Origin of the sequence: Levilactobacillus yonginensis (assembly GCF_964065165.1) — a bacterium.
GTDB classification, from domain to species: domain Bacteria; phylum Bacillota; class Bacilli; order Lactobacillales; family Lactobacillaceae; genus Levilactobacillus; species Levilactobacillus yonginensis_A.
The window spans coordinates 1,095,642-1,113,071 of record NZ_OZ061549.1 but is presented as its reverse complement, the minus strand read 5'-3'; the positions used below and the strand labels follow the sequence as shown (position 1 = coordinate 1,113,071).

Here is a 17,430-nt window from a genome sequence, read left to right as displayed (position 1 = left end):
ATGTGAATGCGCTAATGAAAACGTTTACGAAACAAATTGTGATCAGTTTTGATTGGCTATCCGGCTTGATTTGCTTGGATTGACGGGCCCGAGTAGGGGGGAACCGAAAAAAGGTTGGGCAAAATCCTTTTGGACTCGTCAAAATATTTTAAAGAATCTTAGTTTAATGACGACACAAAAAAATGCCACGCCATGACGGCGTGACACTTTTAATCATTTAATTAAGATTCAAGGGCAGCTAAGCCATCCTTGGTAACTTTCTTCAAAGTTTCAGCTGAAGACTTCATAGCAGCTAATTCCTTGTCTGAAAGTGGCACTTCAATCACGCTAGCTAAACCTTGAGCGTTGATAACGGCTGGTGTACCAATGAAGATATCATCCAGACCATATTCACCGTTCAAAGCAGCACCGATAGGCAAGACAGCGTTTTCATCACGCAAGATTGCCTTCGTGATACGCATCAAGCAGGTAGCAACACCGTAGAAAGTTGCGCCCTTACGGTTGATGATTTCGTAGGCTTTGTTACGAGTTTGATCTTCGATCTTGTCCAAGTCATCTTGCGTAATGCCTTTTTCTTCAGCAAACTTCAAGAATGGCTTTGAACCAACAGTGGCTGCACTGTAAGCAGCAAATTCGGAGTCACCATGTTCACCCATGATGTAGGCATCCACGTTCCGTGGGTCAACGTTAAGCTTCTTAGCCAGCGCAACACGCAGACGAGAAGTATCCAGAGAAGTCCCTGAACCGATAACCTTTTCCTTTGGGAAACCTGAGAACTTCCAGGTAGCGTAAGTTAAAACGTCAACTGGGTTAGCTGCAACCACGAAGATGCCGTCGAAACCTGAGTCGACAACTGGCTTAACGATTGAAGACAAGATCTTCAAGTTCTTGTTAACCAGGTCCAAACGAGTTTCACCGGGTTTTTGTGGAGCACCGGCAGTGATTACAACAACGTCAGCGTCGCTGCAGTCAGAGTAGTCACCTGAGTAGACTTTCTTTGGTGCGGTAAAGACTTGTGCATCTTCAAGGTCTAATGCGTCCCCTTCGGTCCGTTCCTTGATAACATCCACAATTACGAATTCTTCGGCTAAACCTTGGTTCATCATTGAGTAGGCGTATGAGGAACCAACGGCACCGTCACCGACTAAAACAACTTTTTGATGATTCTTATTAGTCAAAATATTCATCTCCTATAAGTATTTAACACTTCAAGGGTCACGTTCATTACCCGCTAACAAGTATAACATGAGAACGCTGTATCGACTACGGGGGAGCCTCTTTATTTAATAAAAAAAACGGTTACTGGCAAACGCTTCCTATAAGAGTCAGGATGAGTGAACTTCACAAGCGACTATGCTATACTCAATAATGTTGATTTGAAATACGTAGATAAACTGAGTTGCTGAACGGGGCTAAGCGTCCGTCCAGCTATTTTGCTTCCAGCTCAGATGACCTAATTTTTGAGGAGAACAGTATAAGATGAAAATGATTGTTGGTTTAGGAAACATTGGTCCCCAGTACGATGGCACACGGCACAATACGGGCTTCATGGTAGTTGATGCGTTTGCTAAGGAACACGGTATTGACTTGACGACCCGCAAAATGGACGCGAAGTACGGCACCGGCATCGTGAACGGTGAAAAAGTCTTGGTCGTGAAACCAACAACGTTCATGAATGAATCCGGTCGGGCTGTCCACCCGTTGATGCAATACTTTAAGATTGATTTAGACGACATTATGGTTGTTCACGATGACATGGACCTACCAGTGGGTCGAATCCGGTTGCGGAATCACGGGTCAGCCGGTGGGCATAACGGCATCAAGAGCATCATTGCTCACGTTTCGGATCAAAAATTCAAACGGTTACGGGTGGGGATTGAACACCCCCAACAACATTCTGTGGTGGACTACGTTTTAGGAAAGTTCACTAAAGACCAAGCGCTGCTCTTTAACCAGGCGACAGATCAGGCTGTCGCTGCACTTGATGATTGGTTAAGCGGCACCGAATTTACTCAGTTGATGAATCAGTACAACTAGAATAGGAAGTTATCACGTGAATTTAGAAGGATTTATGACGCAGACCGCGCAGTACGGCGCGATTCGCCAGGCCGTAGCTCCTGGTCAACGACAGTTGGTTACCGGGCTCAATGGGTCGGCTGAAACCTTGTTCATTGCCAGTCTTCTCCATGATCAGCAGCGGTCCATCGTTTACGTGACGGATACGCTGTATCACGCTGGTCAATTGATGGATGATCTGGCGAACCTACTAGAAGATGATGAGCTGTTTGAGTTTCCAGTTGAGGAACTTTTAGCAGCAGAAGTAGCCACCAGTTCGCCAGAATATCGGTCTGCTCGGATCGATGCACTGCGGGCTTTGCAAAGTGATCGGCCAGTAGTTGTTGTGACGGCATTATCCGGGCTGCGACGTTTCTTGCCAGGCCCTGATAATTTTGCCGGGGCGCGGTTTACGGTTAAGGTCGGTGCAGACTTCGATTTAGAAAAGCTGCAACAACGGTTGTTTGGTATGGGCTATGCCCACCAAAAATTGGTTGCTGCGCCCGGGGATTTTGCCGTGCGGGGGTCCATCGTAGACATCTATCCGTTAGCAGCGGATTATCCAGTTCGATTGGACTTTTTTGACACGGAAGTCGATTCTCTGCGGTACTTTGATCCGGCGACCCAGCGGAGCATTGAAAATGTTGATGCCGTAGAAGTATTACCAGCCACGGATTTCATTCTCACGGCCGATGAACGTGCGGCCGGCGCTGCAGCGTTGACCGCGGAGCTGAAGGTGCAGACTGCCAAGTTGGATGCAGAATCAGCGACAACGCTGACGGATCAGGTACAGCCACTTGTGGATGGCCTGAAAAAAGGGTCCGTTGATCCGCAATTGATGGAGTTTGCGGACTATTTATTCCCGGAACATCACCAGTTACTGAATTACTTACCAGCTAATGGGGTGGCCTTGTTCGGGGATTATTCGCGTCTACAGGATGCTGAACGTCAGTTACTCGAAGATGAGGCTAACTGGGCGACAGATAAATTGACCCATCACCAAATCTTTGCGCAACAGACCTTTGGCGGTGAGCTCCGGCCAATCGTCAAGAATGACGCTCACGCCCAAATTATGTTGGCTTTGTTCCAGAAGGGCATGGGGAGCATGCGATTCCACGCGGTCACCAACATTACGACGCGGGCTATGCAACAATTCTTTGGTCAGTTGCCAGTGATGAAAACTGAAATTGACCGGTGGCATAAACAAAAGCAGACAATTTTGCTATTGGTTCAGGATGAGGAACGATTGGCAAAGATTGAACAAACCCTGGATGATTTTGAAATTCAGGCCGTTTTGACCAAGTCCAGTAACGTTCAGCCAGCACTGACGCAATTGATTCCAGAACGCCTACGCACAGGATTTGAATTACCAGAAGCCAACCTGGTTGTCATCACTGAGGGCGAGATGTTCCAGAAGGTGACGAAGAAGCGGCCACGGCGTCAGACGATGGCGAACGCAGAACGGTTAAAGAGTTATACCGATCTGAAGCCAGGGGATTACGTTGTTCACGTCAATCACGGTATCGGGAAGTTTATTGGCGTGCAAACCTTGACGGTAGACGGTGTTCATCAGGATTATATGACCATCGATTACCAGGACAACGCCCAATTGTTTATCCCGGTTACTCAGTTGAATTTGATTCAAAAATACGTTTCTTCTGAAGATAAGAAACCTAAAATCAATAAGTTGGGCGGATCTGAATGGGCTAAGACTAAGCGTAAAGTTGCTGCTAAAATTGAAGATATTGCCGACGAATTGGTCGACCTCTATGCCAAACGGGCGGCTGAGAAGGGCTATGCCTTTCCGGTGGATGATAGTCTGCAGACGGATTTTGAGAATGATTTTCCGTATGCGGAAACGCCAGACCAGTTGCGGACGATTGACGAAGTTAAACATGATATGGAAAAAGGGCGGCCAATGGACCGCTTGTTGGTTGGCGACGTTGGATATGGAAAGACGGAAGTAGCGCTACGAGCAGCTTTTAAGGCTGTGGAGGCGGGCAAACAGGTCGCCTTTCTAGTGCCCACGACCATTTTGGCACAACAGCATTATGACACGATGGTCAACCGGTTTGAGGGCTATCCCATCAATGTCGAGATGTTTTCTCGGTTCCGGACGACGAAGCAGATTCATCAGTCCATTAAGGATTTAGAGACTGGTCAGTTGGACATCGTGGTTGGGACTCACCGTCTTTTATCACAAGATGTGAAGTTTAAGAACTTAGGACTGGTGCTGGTCGATGAAGAACAACGGTTTGGAGTCAAACATAAGGAACGGTTGAAGCAACTGAAGGCCAACGTGGACGTGTTAACGCTGACTGCGACCCCTATTCCCCGGACATTGCATATGTCTATGCTGGGAGTACGGGACCTATCAGTGATTGAAACGCCACCGGCTAACCGATTCCCAATCCAGACCTATGTGATGGAACAAAATGCGGGTGCCATTCAGGACGGTATTCGGCGGGAAATGCAACGGGGCGGTCAAGTCTTCTACCTACATAACCGGGTGGAGGACATTGAAAAGACTGTGAGTCAAGTGCAGGCGCTAGTACCCGAAGCGCGGGTCGGCTACATCCATGGTAAGATGACGGAAGCCCAGTTGGAAGGGGTGCTGTTTGACTTCCTTCGCGGGGATTACGACGTTCTGGTCACGACGACCATCATTGAAACTGGGATCGACATTCCGAACGCTAATACGTTGTTCGTTGAGAATGCCGACCGCATGGGTCTCTCCCAGCTGTATCAGCTGCGGGGACGAATCGGGCGAAGTAACCGGGTGGCCTATGCGTACTTCACGTATAAGCCCAATAAGGTGCTAACTGAGGTTAGTGAGAAGCGGTTAGAGGCCATTAAAGACTTCACTGAGTTGGGGTCTGGGTTTAAGATTGCGATGCGAGACTTATCTATTCGTGGTGCTGGAAACTTGTTGGGTAAACAACAACATGGGTTCATTAATTCCGTGGGATATGACTTGTATACGCAAATGCTAAGCGATGCGGTTGCCAAGAAACGAGGCAAGCAAACGCAACCAAAGACGGATGCAACTGTTGAACTGGGCGTTGAAGCTTACCTACCAAGCGACTACATTGAAGACGAACAACAAAAGATTGAAATGTATAAACGGATTCGCCAATTGGAAAGTGATGATGAAGTCGGTGAGATTCAGGCAGACCTCATCGACCGGTTTGGTGAGTATCCTGATGCCGTTAGTCAGTTATTGACGATTGGCCAGTTGAAGCTAGCTGCTGATTTAGCCTTGGTCGATAAGATTCGTCGTAAGGATGGCGATATCTTTGTAACGATTTCTAAGCGAGGAACCAATATTTTAGGTGGCGAGGATGTTTTCAAGGCCTTAGCTGCAACTGATTTAAAGGCTACCGTAGGCATCAACGACGATCGGTTACACATCAAATTGGTGATTCAGCCCAAGATGCAGACGGCGGACTGGTTGCCGCAGTTGCAACAGTTCATGGCTGCGTTACGGGATATCGTGGAAGTGACCACGAAGCCAAAAAACGATGACAAGTCTGCGGCTGAAGACTAAGGAGGCCAACCATGGGCAACCGCAATGTAAATACGACCTTGCAGGGTGCCCTGATTCTTTCGGTAGCGGCGTTTATTGCGAAGCTACTGAGTGCTGTGTACCGGGTCCCCTTTCAAAATATGGTCGGCAACACGGGATTTTATGTGTATCAACAGGTGTATCCCCTTTATGGCATTGGCATGACTTTTGCCTTGAGTGGGTTGCCCGTCTTTATTTCCAAGCTGATTGCGGAAGCTCCCGACCTTCCCAGTCAACAGCAAGTTGCCCGCCAGGTGACACGGTGGGTCTGGGGCCTAGCGATTGTTCTCTTTGGGGGATTGATGCTGGGAGCCTCGGCAATCGCTCGGGGCATGGGTGACGTTCAGCTGGCGCCGTTAATTCGGATGGTTTCATGGATGTTTCTTTTTATGCCCGCACTCTCAGTGGGGCGGGGATACCATCAGGGGCGGTTCAACATGTTGCCAACGGCGCGTTCACAAGTCATTGAGCAGTTGGTTCGGGTCATCGTGATTCTAGTGGCCGCTGGTTGGGCGGTTCATCACGATTGGTCGGTGTACCGGATGGGAACTTGGGCGTTGAGTGGTGGAACAGTGGCCGCAGTTGCAGCATTGCTCGTGCTCCCGCGGTGGCGGCAACGCAGTGGCGCCATCATGGACCGGGTTCCACACGTCGGCCGTCGTCTGCTGGTTGAGGGGGGCACCCTGTGTCTGCTTACGGCAATGATGGTCCTCCTACAACTTGTGGATTCCTTTACCGTCAAGAACGGTTTGGTGGCTGGGGGGATGAGTGACCTAGCTGCGAAGAGCCTCAAAGGGGTCTATGATCGGGCGCAGCCACTGGTTCAGTTAGGATTGGTGGTGGCGGTAGCATTTGCGACATCATTGCTGCCTGCGCTAGCTGAGGCCCAACAACGTGGTCGACCACAGGCATTTAAGCAGTTGACAACGACTATGATGCACATTGCCTTGGTAATTGCGTCGGCTGCTACGGCTGGACTGATTAGTCTAATGCCGTGGATTAACCGGCTTCTATTTGGGAATACGCAGGGGTCGGACATGTTGGCAGTCTATATGCTGAGTATTATCTTGGCCACGTTGATTCAGACGTATAACAGTGTCTTACAAAGTAAGAATGATTATCGGCTGACGGTTGTTGCCTTGATCAGCGGTTTAATTGTGAAAGCGGTCGGTAATCATTGGGTTGTGGCACACTTTGGTGGTAACGGTGCGAGCTGGTTGACGGTCCTGAGCTTAGGTGTGATGTTTGTAATCATCTGGTATGGTTCAGCACAGGAATTACGCTCAGGTATTTGGACGCAAGGCTTTATCCGCAAATTAATTGGTTGCACCATTCTAATGGTGGTAGGCGTTCAAGCAGTCGGAGTGTTCCTAGAACACATCTGGCCAGCAATGACAACTGAACGTTTAGCGGCTGGTGGGGCACTTCTCATCACGATTCCCGTGGGTGTTGGGATCTTCTTTAGTCTAGCTCTGAGCTGGCAGTTACTCACAGTACGGGAGTGGTTAGCCATTCCACACGCAAAAATAATTTTAAAATTATGGCAGAGACTTAGCCAACACGGAGGAAAATAGTATGCGATTAGATAAGTATTTAAAGGTTTCACGGATTATCAAGCGGCGTTCAGTCGCCAAGGAAATTGCCGACAAGGGTCGAATCATGATCAACGGGAAATTGGCCAAGTCCTCTAGTGAAGTTGCGCCTAAAGATGAGCTGGTTATTAAGTTTGGTAACAAAACGTTAACGGTCCAAGTAGATGAATTGTTGGAAACGACGAAGAAGGACGATGCTGAGCGGATGTATACCATCGTTAAAGAGGACTACGAGCAAGACTTTCGGCAAGATTAAGCGGTCTAATGTGACGAATATTTTACAATATGCTTAACTAGCTAGACGTCCAATTTGAAACTTGCTATACTCAAGTTAAACTATCTGGTAGAAAACTTGAGGAGTGAGTGGGATGGCTGACGTGAAACCGCAACCGGCGAAAATTGAACGTTTAGAAAATGATTATACCCGGCGGTTGGATAAGCAGGCCACCCAGCAACATCATCATCGGTGGCTGGGCAAACGTCGCGCACGACGAGCTACTCGGATTATCATTGTTTTCGCCGTCTTCATGACAATTTTAGGTATTCAGTGGGTCCGTACGAATGCAAGCCTGCATACGGTTAATCAGCAGGTTGCTACTAGTGAACGGCAACTGACTAAAACGAAGGCGACTAATCAGAAGCTTAAGTTACAGATCAAGCAACTTAATGACAAAGATTACTTGGGTCGTTTAATTCGGTCGAAGTACTATTACACCAAGTCCGGTGAGACAGTCTATAGTCTACCCGGTGATCACGCCACCGACGTGACCGCAAAATAGTGTTCGAGGAGACTGTGACGGCAGAGTCATGGCCTCCTTTTTAGTTGAACTTAGCTGCTGCGAGGTGGGTGGCCAAAACAATCTGCTTGATTCAATGGCGGGTGTCCCTGGTAGTACAAACTGACTAAATTTCTTGGCCTAACCGGCTGGACATTTTATTAGTTTACCCACCAAAGTAATGGGAGAATGGCTAGAAACACTGGTATCGCTGGAATGTTAATCTGACGCGGTTTGACTGATGTTCAAAAACGGTTGATTTGACTTTTCTTTTTGATTTTTCACGTTTGGGATTGTTAGAAGTTGTGTTATACTGAAAGCACTTATTTTAAGGAGGAACTTCTTGTTTATGGCAATCGAGGTTGGAGCTAAAGTTTCCGGAAAGGTCTCCGGAATCACGAACTTTGGCGCATTTGTTGATTTAGGTGACCACAAGACCGGGTTGGTTCACATTAGTGAAATTTCCGATGGGTTCGTGAAAGATATTCACGACGTTTTATCTGTCGGTGATGAAGTAACGGTTAAAGTATTGACCGTTGGGAATGACGGGAAAATTGGGCTGTCGATTCGTAAGGCAACTGATAAACCGGCATCAGAACGGCCACAGCATAGTCGCAGTGAACACCACGGTGAGCATTCTGAGCATCGCGGTGGTAATCACGATTTCCACGGCAATGGTGGTCGCGGCGGTGAAAGCCATGGTAACGCCCATGGTCGCCGCTTTGAAAATAACGGTTCCCGGCCACACCATAATTCGGCAAATGGTCGTTTCTCAGGCCATCACGCAGCCCAACATGAAGAGAGTTTCGACGACTTGATGTCAGGGTTCATGAAGCAGAGTGAGGACCGTCTGGCAACAATTAAACGCAACACCGAAGGTAAGCGCGGTGGCCGTGGTGGCCGTCGTAGTTAAATGTGTCTTCGATTAGGACCGCATTCGTGCGGCCCTTTTTCTTAATTAACGGAAAGGGTCGGTAGTGTGACGTTAGAGACGGATTTTCAGAATAATTGGCGTCAGCAGGGGTGGGCAACTTCCCGAGGACGTGGGTTAGTAGCTGTGTCGACCGGCGTCGATTCAATGGTGCTGCTTACCTTGCTGAGTCGATTGCCGCACGACCAACGACCACAATTAACTGTTGTTCACGTTAATCACGAACTACGGGCACAGAGTACAACGGAGGAAAAATTTTTGACCACCTGGTGTGCCGACCATCGGATACCATTAGTTACGAAGCATTGGCCGCGGGCTGAACACCCAGACCACGGTGTTGAAGCCGCCGCCAGGGACTTTCGCTACCAATTTTTTTCGCAGCAATTGCAGCAACAGTCAGCTGACTGGGTGGCGACAGCTCACCAAGCCGATGAGCAGGCAGAGACCATTCTGTTGAAATTGTTGCGTGGTGGTGAGTTGGCTCAGCTGGCAGGGATGGCCAATGAACGTTTCTTAGGAGGGGGTAAGGTGATTCACCCGTTGCTCCCGTTTAAGAAGACGGAACTGGTGGCTTTTGCTCGACGAATGGCGATTCCTTGGTATGAGGACGCCACCAACCAAGAACTTGTGGTCAGTCGTAATCGTGTTCGTCACCAGATTCTCCCACAATTACGGGGTGAAAATCCGCAGGTGATTGACCATTTAACAGCCTATGCCCGTCAATTGCGGGCAGTCATGGCTGTAGCCGATGAGGCCTTGGATACCAAGCTGACTGGCATCGTTGAGCCCGGCACGGGACAAGGAAACGTCACAAAGTTGTTGGCGCGTCCAGGCTCTGAACAGCGGTTGTTGCTGGCTCGGTTGATTAAGCAGTCGGCGCCGACAGTGACCACCGGTGAGTCACATCTCAACCAGTGTCTACAACTCTTGCGGAATTTGCAGCGACCGTCCGGTGTCGTTGATTTTAGCGGTGGCTGGGTGTTTCGTAAGAGCTATGATCGATTTGAGTTTACGCAACCTAAAAATTTACAGCAAAAATCCGTGGAACAATTTACTTTTATGGTAGACTTAAACCAATGGCGATCCGTTGGCAACGGCCGATTACTCGGCTTCTTTCCAGAGAGTTCGTCAATACAGACCCCACATGAGACGGTGGCATTACAGTCGAAGCAGTTTCCTTTGCAAGTTCGGCAATGGGTAGCTACCGATCAGTTGCGACTAGCTAGCGGCCACCATCAGAGTGTGCGGCGGGCGTTGATCAACGCCAAGGTTCCTCGTTCTGAACGAGCAGCCCAGTTGGTCTTGGTTACAGCTCAGGGGGAAGTTTTGACGGTACTTGGCGTGAAGTGGTCGGTTTGGCCATCACGGGCGCACACAAAAAACTATCATATTGTCTTGAAACACGAATAGGCGAAAGGGGAACAGCATGAACAACGATATTTTGAAGGTCCTTTATAGTGAGGAAGACATTGCTGCAGCTTGTAAACGACTTGGAACGCAACTCGCCGAGGATTATAAGGATAAGACGCCTTTGATCATCTGCGTGTTAAAGGGTGCAATTTTGTTTATGACCGATGTTATTCGTGACATGGACATCTATGCAACCATTGACTTTATTGATGTCTCCAGCTACAACGGAGGAACCGCATCATCCGGAACCATTCGTTTACTGAAGGACCTGGATACGGACGTTGCTGGTCGTGACATCTTGTTAGTTGAAGATATTATCGATACTGGTCGGACGTTGAAGTACCTGGAAGACCTGTTAAAGGACCGTCACGCCAACTCAATTAAGGTCTGCACGTTAATGGATAAACCCAGTGGACGAGTGGTTGAAGCGAAAGCGGATTATGTTGGGTTTAACGTTCCGAGTGAATTCGTAGTTGGGTACGGTTTGGACTATGAAGAAAAATATCGGAATCTCCCGTACGTGGGTGTTTTGAAGCCATCCGTTTATTCAGATAAATAATTAGTCAATGATAGTCAATTGTGATAACATCTTATTTAGTCAAAGGGCACAAGCCCTAAATTTTGTTCCTAATTTAAATGCTGGGAACTGTGAGTAAGGAGGCACGACATGAATAATCGACGAAATGGGCTGTTTCGGAATAGTCTATTTTACATTGTGATCTTCTTGTTGGTCATTGGTGTTGTTTACCTGTTTAATGGTAATAACAGCAGCTCACAATCCCAAGAAATCCAATCGAGTCAGTTCGAGAAGGACCTGAGTACGAACAAGATCAAGAAGTTCTCTATTCAACCTTCCGGGGGAGTTTACAAGATTACTGGTGAATATCGGAACGCCCAAAAGCGTTCTACTAATACCGGCTTTAGTCTTGGGGGCTCACAGAGTACCGCGGTGACCGGGTTTACGACCCAGGTCTTAACGAACAACTCGACGGTTTCCGAGATTGATAAGATCGCCAAGAACCATAATGTAAAGGTCAACACCAAAGCAGAAGAGTCAAGTGGCTTTTGGATTAACTTGTTAGTCTACGTAGCGCCACTGGTTATTTTCTTCTTCTTCTTCTACATGATGATGGGTCAAGCCGGCCAAGGCGGCGGCAATGGTCGGGTCATGAACTTTGGGAAGAGTAAGGCCAAACCAGCCGACAGCAAGGAGAACAAGGTTCGCTTTGCCGACGTTGCTGGTGAGGAGGAGGAAAAGCAAGAGCTGGTCGAAGTTGTCGAGTTCTTGAAGAATCCGCGTAAGTTCGTTTCATTAGGTGCCCGGATACCATCTGGTGTCTTATTGGAGGGTCCTCCTGGTACTGGTAAAACGTTGCTGGCGAAGGCCGTTGCTGGTGAAGCGGCGGTACCATTCTTCTCGATTTCTGGTTCAGATTTCGTGGAAATGTTCGTTGGTGTCGGGGCTAGCCGTGTCCGGGATCTGTTTGAACAGGCCAAGAAGGCCGCACCTTCTATCATCTTTATTGATGAAATTGATGCGGTTGGTCGTCAACGGGGTGCCGGCATGGGCGGTGGTCACGATGAACGTGAACAAACCTTGAACCAATTGTTGGTTGAAATGGATGGGTTTACTGGTAGTGAAGGTGTCATTGTGATGGCTGCTACTAACCGTTCTGATGTCTTAGACCCAGCTTTGCTACGGCCGGGACGATTTGACCGGAAGATTTTAGTTGGTCGACCAGATGTTAAAGGTCGGGAAGCTATCCTGAAGGTTCATTCTAAGAACAAGCCTTTAGCCAACGACGTCGACTTGAAGGAAATTTCTAAGCAGACGCCAGGGTTCGTGGGTGCCGACTTGGAAAACCTCTTAAACGAAGCGGCCTTATTGGCAGCTCGGCGGAATAAGACCCAGATTGACGCTTCTGACTTAGATGAAGCGGAAGACCGGGTTATCGCTGGACCTGCTAAAAAGGATCGGGTCATCAGCCCTGAGGAACGCAAGACGGTTGCTTATCATGAAGCTGGACATACAATTGTCGGCTTAGTGTTAAATGACGCGCGTGTGGTCCACAAGGTTACTATCGTTCCTCGTGGGCGTGCGGGTGGATATGCCATCATGCTCCCACGTGAAGATCAGATGTTGATGTCTAAAAAGGATGCCATGGAACAAATCGCTGGACTCATGGGTGGTCGGACTGCTGAAGAGTTAATCTTCCATTCTGAATCATCTGGTGCATCCAATGACTTTGAACAGGCAACGCAAATTGCCCGGTCCATGGTTACCCAATATGGGATGAGTGATGAGTTGGGTACCGTTGCATTGGAAAGTGCTGGCGGTCAGCCATTTGCTGGTGCAGGTTACCCTGGCCAACCTAGTTACTCTGAACACACTGCTAGCTTAATTGATAGTGAAGTTCGCCGAATCATCGGAGAAGCCCATACGACTGCCCGGAAGATTTTGGAAGAACATAAAGCAGAACACAAGATTATTGCGGATGCCTTGCTGAAGTACGAAACGCTGGACGAAAAGCAAATTCTCAGTCTGTTTAATACTGGGGAAATGCCTGAGAAGGATGGCAGTAGCGAATTTCCAAGTGAAAAGGCCGCAACTTTTGAAGAATCTAAGCGAGAACTAGAACGCCGTGAAGCTGAACGACAGGCCTCTACGGAAGCTAAGTTAGCTGAATCTGCCGCTACCACTGAATCTGATAGCAGTCAGGCCAGTGAAGCAACGAGTTCTGCAGCGGATGATCAAAAGCCGGACGACTCTGAATAATCGAAATGCGAAGGAAGTGGGGGATTCTCCTCACTTCCTTTTTGTGACTCAGCGGGGTTAGTCTTTGCAAATTTTCGGGTTTCTGGTAAGGTTAGGCATGATGAAATGTGAAAGGACGACAGTACACAAATGACAGATTATTTAGTAAAAAGTTTAATTGATGACGGGATGTTTCGGGCTTACGTAGTCGATGCAACGGACATGGTAGCTGAGGCTCAGCAACGGCATGATACTTGGAGTGCAGCAACGGCGGCTCTAGGGCGGACCATGATTGGTACAACTTTGTTAGCAACGTCGCTTATGAAGGGTGATGAGAAGCTGACGGTGAAGGTCGACGGTCATGGACCAGTGGGTGCTATCGTGGTGGATGGTAATGCCAATGGTGAAGTTAAGGGCTACCTGCAATATCCGCATACGAGCTTGGCATTGAATGAGAAGCACAAGATTGACGTGCGTAAGGCGGTTGGCGTAAACGGGATGCTGACGGTGACGAAGGATTTAGGCCTCAGTCAACCATACACAGGACAGGTCCCCTTGGTTTCTGGTGAGTTAGGGGAAGACTTTACTTACTACCTGGCTAAGTCTGAACAGATTCCTAGCTCCGTGGGGGTGTCTGTTTTCGTACAACCCAACAATACGGTTAAGGTTGCCGGTGGATTCATGATTCAAGTGATGCCGGGCGCAAGCGATGAGGCAATTGCGCGGTTGGAGGAACGCTTGAAGGAAGTGCCTATGGTTTCTGAATTGTTACTAGATGGTCAGACGCCAGAGGACATTTTGCAATTACTGTTCAAGGATGAGAAAATCAAGATTTTACAGAAAATGCCAGTTAGCTTCAAGTGTGATTGCTCTAAGGAGCGGTTTGCCAAGGCGTTAGCTTCAATTCAGCCCAAGGCTATTCGGGAAATGATTGATGAAGATCACGGTGCCGAAGCGGTTTGTCACTTTTGTGGGACAAAGTATGAATTTTCCGAAGATGACTTGAAGGATATCCTGGTTAAGGCACAGGCTGACTAGGAGGCAAACGTGATGGCATGGAAAATTGGAGACGTTACAATTCCTAATCGGGTAGTAGTTGCTCCTATGGCTGGAGTCACCAACGTGGCGTTTCGACTAATTTGCAAGGAATTTGGTGCTGGCTTGGTTGAATGCGAAATGATTTCTGGCCAGGGGATTCACTACCATAATCAGCGTACCCTCCATATGATGGCGGTTGATGAGCGAGAACACCCAATGAGTATTCAAATCTTTGGGGGAACTCAGGAAACTTTGGTACAAGCAGCTCAATTTGTGGATAAGCAGACGCCAGCTGATATTATTGACATTAATATGGGGTGTCCGGTGAATAAGGTCGTGAACACGGATGCTGGTGCTAAGTGGCTCCTGGATCCGGATAAGGTTCATGACATGGTTGCGGCGGTCGTCGCTGCGGTTGATAAACCAGTAACAGTGAAAATGCGAACTGGCTGGGATGATCGCCACGTTTACGCGGTGGAAAATGCCTTGGCTGCTGAGAGTGCCGGGGCGAGTGCAGTTGCTATGCATGGTCGAACACGTAAGCAAATGTATCAGGGTCAGGCTGACTGGGATGTGCTGGCAGATGTAGCGAAGCATTTAACCATTCCATTTATGGGTAATGGGGATGTTCGTACGCCAGAGGATGCTAAACGCATGTTAACTGAGGTTGGGGCTGATGCAGTTATGATTGGTCGTGCAGTCATGGGGAACCCTTGGCTGTTGAGACGGGTTAACCACTATTTGGATACGGGCGAATTGTTACCAGAGGCGACTCCTGAAGAAAAGATTGCCATTGCTAAGGAACATTTGCACCGGCTGTGTCGAGCTAAGGGTTCTGAAGAGGGGCCTCGTGACTTTCGGAATCAGGTGGCCTATTATCTTAAGGGAATTCCCCACGCAGCTAGGACTAAGGTTGCGTTGACGGATGCGACGGACGAAGAGGTCATGGTCACACTGTTAGATGGTTTTTTAGACAAAATGGCAGCGCGGCGTCAACGGACACCGGTTACTAGGTATACGGATGAGTGAATATTAAAGGTGGGAACGCGTCTTAGTTCCCACCTTTTTTGGTTATTTATCAATTAATTGAAATTTTATGCAAAAAGGCCTTGACCAGCGGTAGAATCGTTGGTATAGTTATAAACGTTGTCACGGCGACACAGAGAGTTGTGTTACTGATAAAAAAGAAATTCAAAAAGTTCTTGACGGCAATTGATAAGATATGTTATTCTTATAAACGTTGTCACGGAGCGCTTGTTCCTTTGATAACAAGGTAGACCTTTGAAAACTGAACATTGTTTCGACAAACCAAATATGTGTAGGGCGGTTTGATACTTGGTATCAAACCCAAACAATATTTGCGAAGTCAATTCGCTTTTAAAAATGTAACAACAATCGATGAGCTATTCAAGCACATCATCTATAAGATGAGAGTTTGATCCTGGCTCAGGACGAACGCTGGCGGCATGCCTAATACATGCAAGTCGAACGAGCTTCCGTTGATTGACGTGCTTGCACTGATTTCAACATTGAAGCGAGTGGCGAACTGGTGAGTAACACGTGGGAAATCTGCCCAGAAGCAGGGGATAACACTTGGAAACAGGTGCTAATACCGTATAACAACAAAAACCGCATGGTTTTTGTTTGAAAGATGGTTTCGGCTATCACTTCTGGATGATCCCGCGGCGTATTAGTTAGTTGGTGAGGTAAAGGCCCACCAAGACAATGATACGTAGCCGACCTGAGAGGGTAATCGGCCACATTGGGACTGAGACACGGCCCAAACTCCTACGGGAGGCAGCAGTAGGGAATCTTCCACAATGGACGAAAGTCTGATGGAGCAATGCCGCGTGAGTGAAGAAGGGTTTCGGCTCGTAAAACTCTGTTGTTAAAGAAGAACACTTCTGAGAGTAACTGTTCAGAAGTTGACGGTATTTAACCAGAAAGCCACGGCTAACTACGTGCCAGCAGCCGCGGTAATACGTAGGTGGCAAGCGTTGTCCGGATTTATTGGGCGTAAAGCGAGCGCAGGCGGTCTTTTAAGTCTGATGTGAAAGCCTTCGGCTTAACCGGAGAAGTGCATCGGAAACTGGGAGACTTGAGTGCAGAAGAGGACAGTGGAACTCCATGTGTAGCGGTGGAATGCGTAGATATATGGAAGAACACCAGTGGCGAAGGCGGCTGTCTAGTCTGTAACTGACGCTGAGGCTCGAAAGCATGGGTAGCGAACAGGATTAGATACCCTGGTAGTCCATGCCGTAAACGATGAGTGCTAGGTGTTGGAGGGTTTCCGCCCTTCAGTGCCGCAGCTAACGCATTAAGCACTCCGCCTGGGGAGTACGACCGCAAGGTTGAAACTCAAAGGAATTGACGGGGGCCCGCACAAGCGGTGGAGCATGTGGTTTAATTCGAAGCTACGCGAAGAACCTTACCAGGTCTTGACATACTATGCAAATCTTAGAGATAAGACGTTCCCTTCGGGGACATGGATACAGGTGGTGCATGGTTGTCGTCAGCTCGTGTCGTGAGATGTTGGGTTAAGTCCCGCAACGAGCGCAACCCTTATTATCAGTTGCCAGCATTAAGTTGGGCACTCTGGTGAGACTGCCGGTGACAAACCGGAGGAAGGTGGGGATGACGTCAAATCATCATGCCCCTTATGACCTGGGCTACACACGTGCTACAATGGACGGTACAACGAGTTGCGAAGTCGTGAGGCTAAGCTAATCTCTTAAAGCCGTTCTCAGTTCGGATTGTAGGCTGCAACTCGCCTACATGAAGTTGGAATCGCTAGTAATCGCGGATCAGCATGCCGCGGTGAATACGTTCCCGGGCCTTGTACACACCGCCCGTCACACCATGAGAGTTTGTAACACCCAAAGCCGGTGAGATAACCTTCGGGAGTCAGCCGTCTAAGGTGGGACAGATGATTAGGGTGAAGTCGTAACAAGGTAGCCGTAGGAGAACCTGCGGCTGGATCACCTCCTTTCTAAGGAATATACGGAGGCTACACATACTTTGGCGAAACAATGTTCAGTTTTGAGAGGCCTACCTCTCAACTAAATGATTTTGGGCGTATAGCTCAGCTGGTTTAGAGCGCACGCCTGATAAGCGTGAGGTCGATGGTTCGAGTCCATTTATGCCCATTGACCGTGAGGTCATCATTTTGGGGAATTAGCTCAGATGGGAGAGCACCTGCTTTGCAAGCAGGGGGTCAGCGGTTCGATCCCGCTATTCTCCATTGATGCGTAAGCATCAAGGAATTTGTTCTTTGAAAACTAGATATTATCAATTATTTTCTTATTAAT

12 protein-coding genes, 2 tRNA genes and 1 rRNA gene are annotated in these 17,430 nt (G+C 48.3%); 14 read left to right on the top strand and 1 reads right to left on the bottom strand.

What is annotated here, in order from left to right:
• Positions 1-221 precede the first annotated feature (221 nt).
• Entirely contained in the window at positions 222-1,181 is a 960-nt protein-coding gene (locus AB3Y94_RS05480) for an L-lactate dehydrogenase (RefSeq protein ID WP_367296486.1), read from the bottom strand.
• A gap of 298 nt (positions 1,182-1,479) precedes the next feature.
• Here AB3Y94_RS05480 and pth point away from each other — a divergent pair, with 298 nt between their 5' ends.
• The 14 genes from pth (at position 1,480) to AB3Y94_RS05410 (ending at position 17,363) form a co-directional block, all read left to right on the top strand.
• A complete protein-coding gene (gene pth, locus AB3Y94_RS05475) occupies positions 1,480-2,037 on the top strand; it encodes an aminoacyl-tRNA hydrolase (RefSeq protein WP_367295348.1) in 558 nt (185 codons plus the stop codon).
• A gap of 34 nt (positions 2,038-2,071) precedes the next feature.
• On the top strand, positions 2,072-5,602 hold the full coding sequence (mfd, locus tag AB3Y94_RS05470) for a transcription-repair coupling factor (RefSeq protein ID WP_367296485.1): 3,531 nt from the start codon (positions 2,072-2,074) through the stop codon (positions 5,600-5,602).
• Positions 5,603-5,613: 11 nt separating this feature from the next.
• Positions 5,614-7,194 (top strand): polysaccharide biosynthesis protein, encoded by a 1,581-nt coding sequence (locus tag AB3Y94_RS05465; protein ID WP_367295347.1) that lies wholly within the window; start codon positions 5,614-5,616, stop codon positions 7,192-7,194.
• 1 nt (position 7,195) lies between these two features.
• On the top strand, positions 7,196-7,468 hold the full coding sequence (locus tag AB3Y94_RS05460) for an RNA-binding S4 domain-containing protein (protein WP_367295346.1): 273 nt from the start codon (positions 7,196-7,198) through the stop codon (positions 7,466-7,468).
• Between the two features lie 112 nt (positions 7,469-7,580).
• Entirely contained in the window at positions 7,581-7,991 is a 411-nt protein-coding gene (locus AB3Y94_RS05455) for a septum formation initiator family protein (protein WP_367295345.1), read from the top strand.
• Between the two features lie 346 nt (positions 7,992-8,337).
• On the top strand, positions 8,338-8,901 hold the full coding sequence (locus tag AB3Y94_RS05450) for a S1 domain-containing RNA-binding protein (RefSeq protein ID WP_367295344.1): 564 nt from the start codon (positions 8,338-8,340) through the stop codon (positions 8,899-8,901).
• Positions 8,902-8,967: 66 nt separating this feature from the next.
• Complete coding sequence (gene tilS, locus AB3Y94_RS05445) at positions 8,968-10,329, top strand: tRNA lysidine(34) synthetase TilS (protein ID WP_367295343.1); 1,362 nt, start codon at positions 8,968-8,970, stop codon at positions 10,327-10,329.
• A gap of 16 nt (positions 10,330-10,345) precedes the next feature.
• The gene (hpt, locus tag AB3Y94_RS05440; RefSeq protein WP_125684161.1) at positions 10,346-10,888 is read left to right on the top strand and encodes a hypoxanthine phosphoribosyltransferase; all 543 of its coding nucleotides are present in this window, start codon (positions 10,346-10,348) and stop codon (positions 10,886-10,888) included.
• A 108-nt stretch (positions 10,889-10,996) separates the two neighbouring features.
• Positions 10,997-13,105 (top strand): ATP-dependent zinc metalloprotease FtsH, encoded by a 2,109-nt coding sequence (ftsH, locus tag AB3Y94_RS05435; RefSeq protein ID WP_367295342.1) that lies wholly within the window; start codon positions 10,997-10,999, stop codon positions 13,103-13,105.
• A gap of 129 nt (positions 13,106-13,234) precedes the next feature.
• Positions 13,235-14,122, top strand: coding sequence for an Hsp33 family molecular chaperone HslO (gene hslO / locus AB3Y94_RS05430; RefSeq protein ID WP_367295341.1), 888 nt, complete (start codon positions 13,235-13,237; stop codon positions 14,120-14,122).
• 12 nt (positions 14,123-14,134) lie between these two features.
• Entirely contained in the window at positions 14,135-15,151 is a 1,017-nt protein-coding gene (dusB, locus tag AB3Y94_RS05425; protein ID WP_367295340.1) for a tRNA dihydrouridine synthase DusB, read from the top strand.
• Positions 15,152-15,545: 394 nt separating this feature from the next.
• Positions 15,546-17,111, top strand: a 16S ribosomal RNA gene (locus AB3Y94_RS05420).
• An 82-nt stretch (positions 17,112-17,193) separates the two neighbouring features.
• A tRNA-Ile gene (locus AB3Y94_RS05415) sits at positions 17,194-17,268 on the top strand.
• 22 nt (positions 17,269-17,290) lie between these two features.
• A tRNA-Ala gene (locus AB3Y94_RS05410) sits at positions 17,291-17,363 on the top strand.
• Positions 17,364-17,430: the final 67 nt, after the last annotated feature.

Excerpts from the sequence above, each read along its gene's own strand:
- pth (WP_367295348.1), top strand. The coding sequence starts at position 1,480 with ATGAAAATGATTGTTGGTTTAGGAAACATTGGTCCCCAGTACGATGGC.
- mfd (WP_367296485.1), top strand. The coding sequence starts at position 2,072 with ATGACGCAGACCGCGCAGTACGGCGCGATTCGCCAGGCCGTAGCTCCT.
- AB3Y94_RS05465 (WP_367295347.1), top strand. The coding sequence starts at position 5,614 with ATGGGCAACCGCAATGTAAATACGACCTTGCAGGGTGCCCTGATTCTT.
- AB3Y94_RS05460 (WP_367295346.1), top strand. The coding sequence starts at position 7,196 with ATGCGATTAGATAAGTATTTAAAGGTTTCACGGATTATCAAGCGGCGT.
- AB3Y94_RS05455 (WP_367295345.1), top strand. The coding sequence starts at position 7,581 with ATGGCTGACGTGAAACCGCAACCGGCGAAAATTGAACGTTTAGAAAAT.
- AB3Y94_RS05450 (WP_367295344.1), top strand. The coding sequence starts at position 8,338 with ATGGCAATCGAGGTTGGAGCTAAAGTTTCCGGAAAGGTCTCCGGAATC.
- hpt (WP_125684161.1), top strand. The coding sequence starts at position 10,346 with ATGAACAACGATATTTTGAAGGTCCTTTATAGTGAGGAAGACATTGCT.
- ftsH (WP_367295342.1), top strand. The coding sequence starts at position 10,997 with ATGAATAATCGACGAAATGGGCTGTTTCGGAATAGTCTATTTTACATT.
- hslO (WP_367295341.1), top strand. The coding sequence starts at position 13,235 with ATGACAGATTATTTAGTAAAAAGTTTAATTGATGACGGGATGTTTCGG.
- dusB (WP_367295340.1), top strand. The coding sequence starts at position 14,135 with ATGGCATGGAAAATTGGAGACGTTACAATTCCTAATCGGGTAGTAGTT.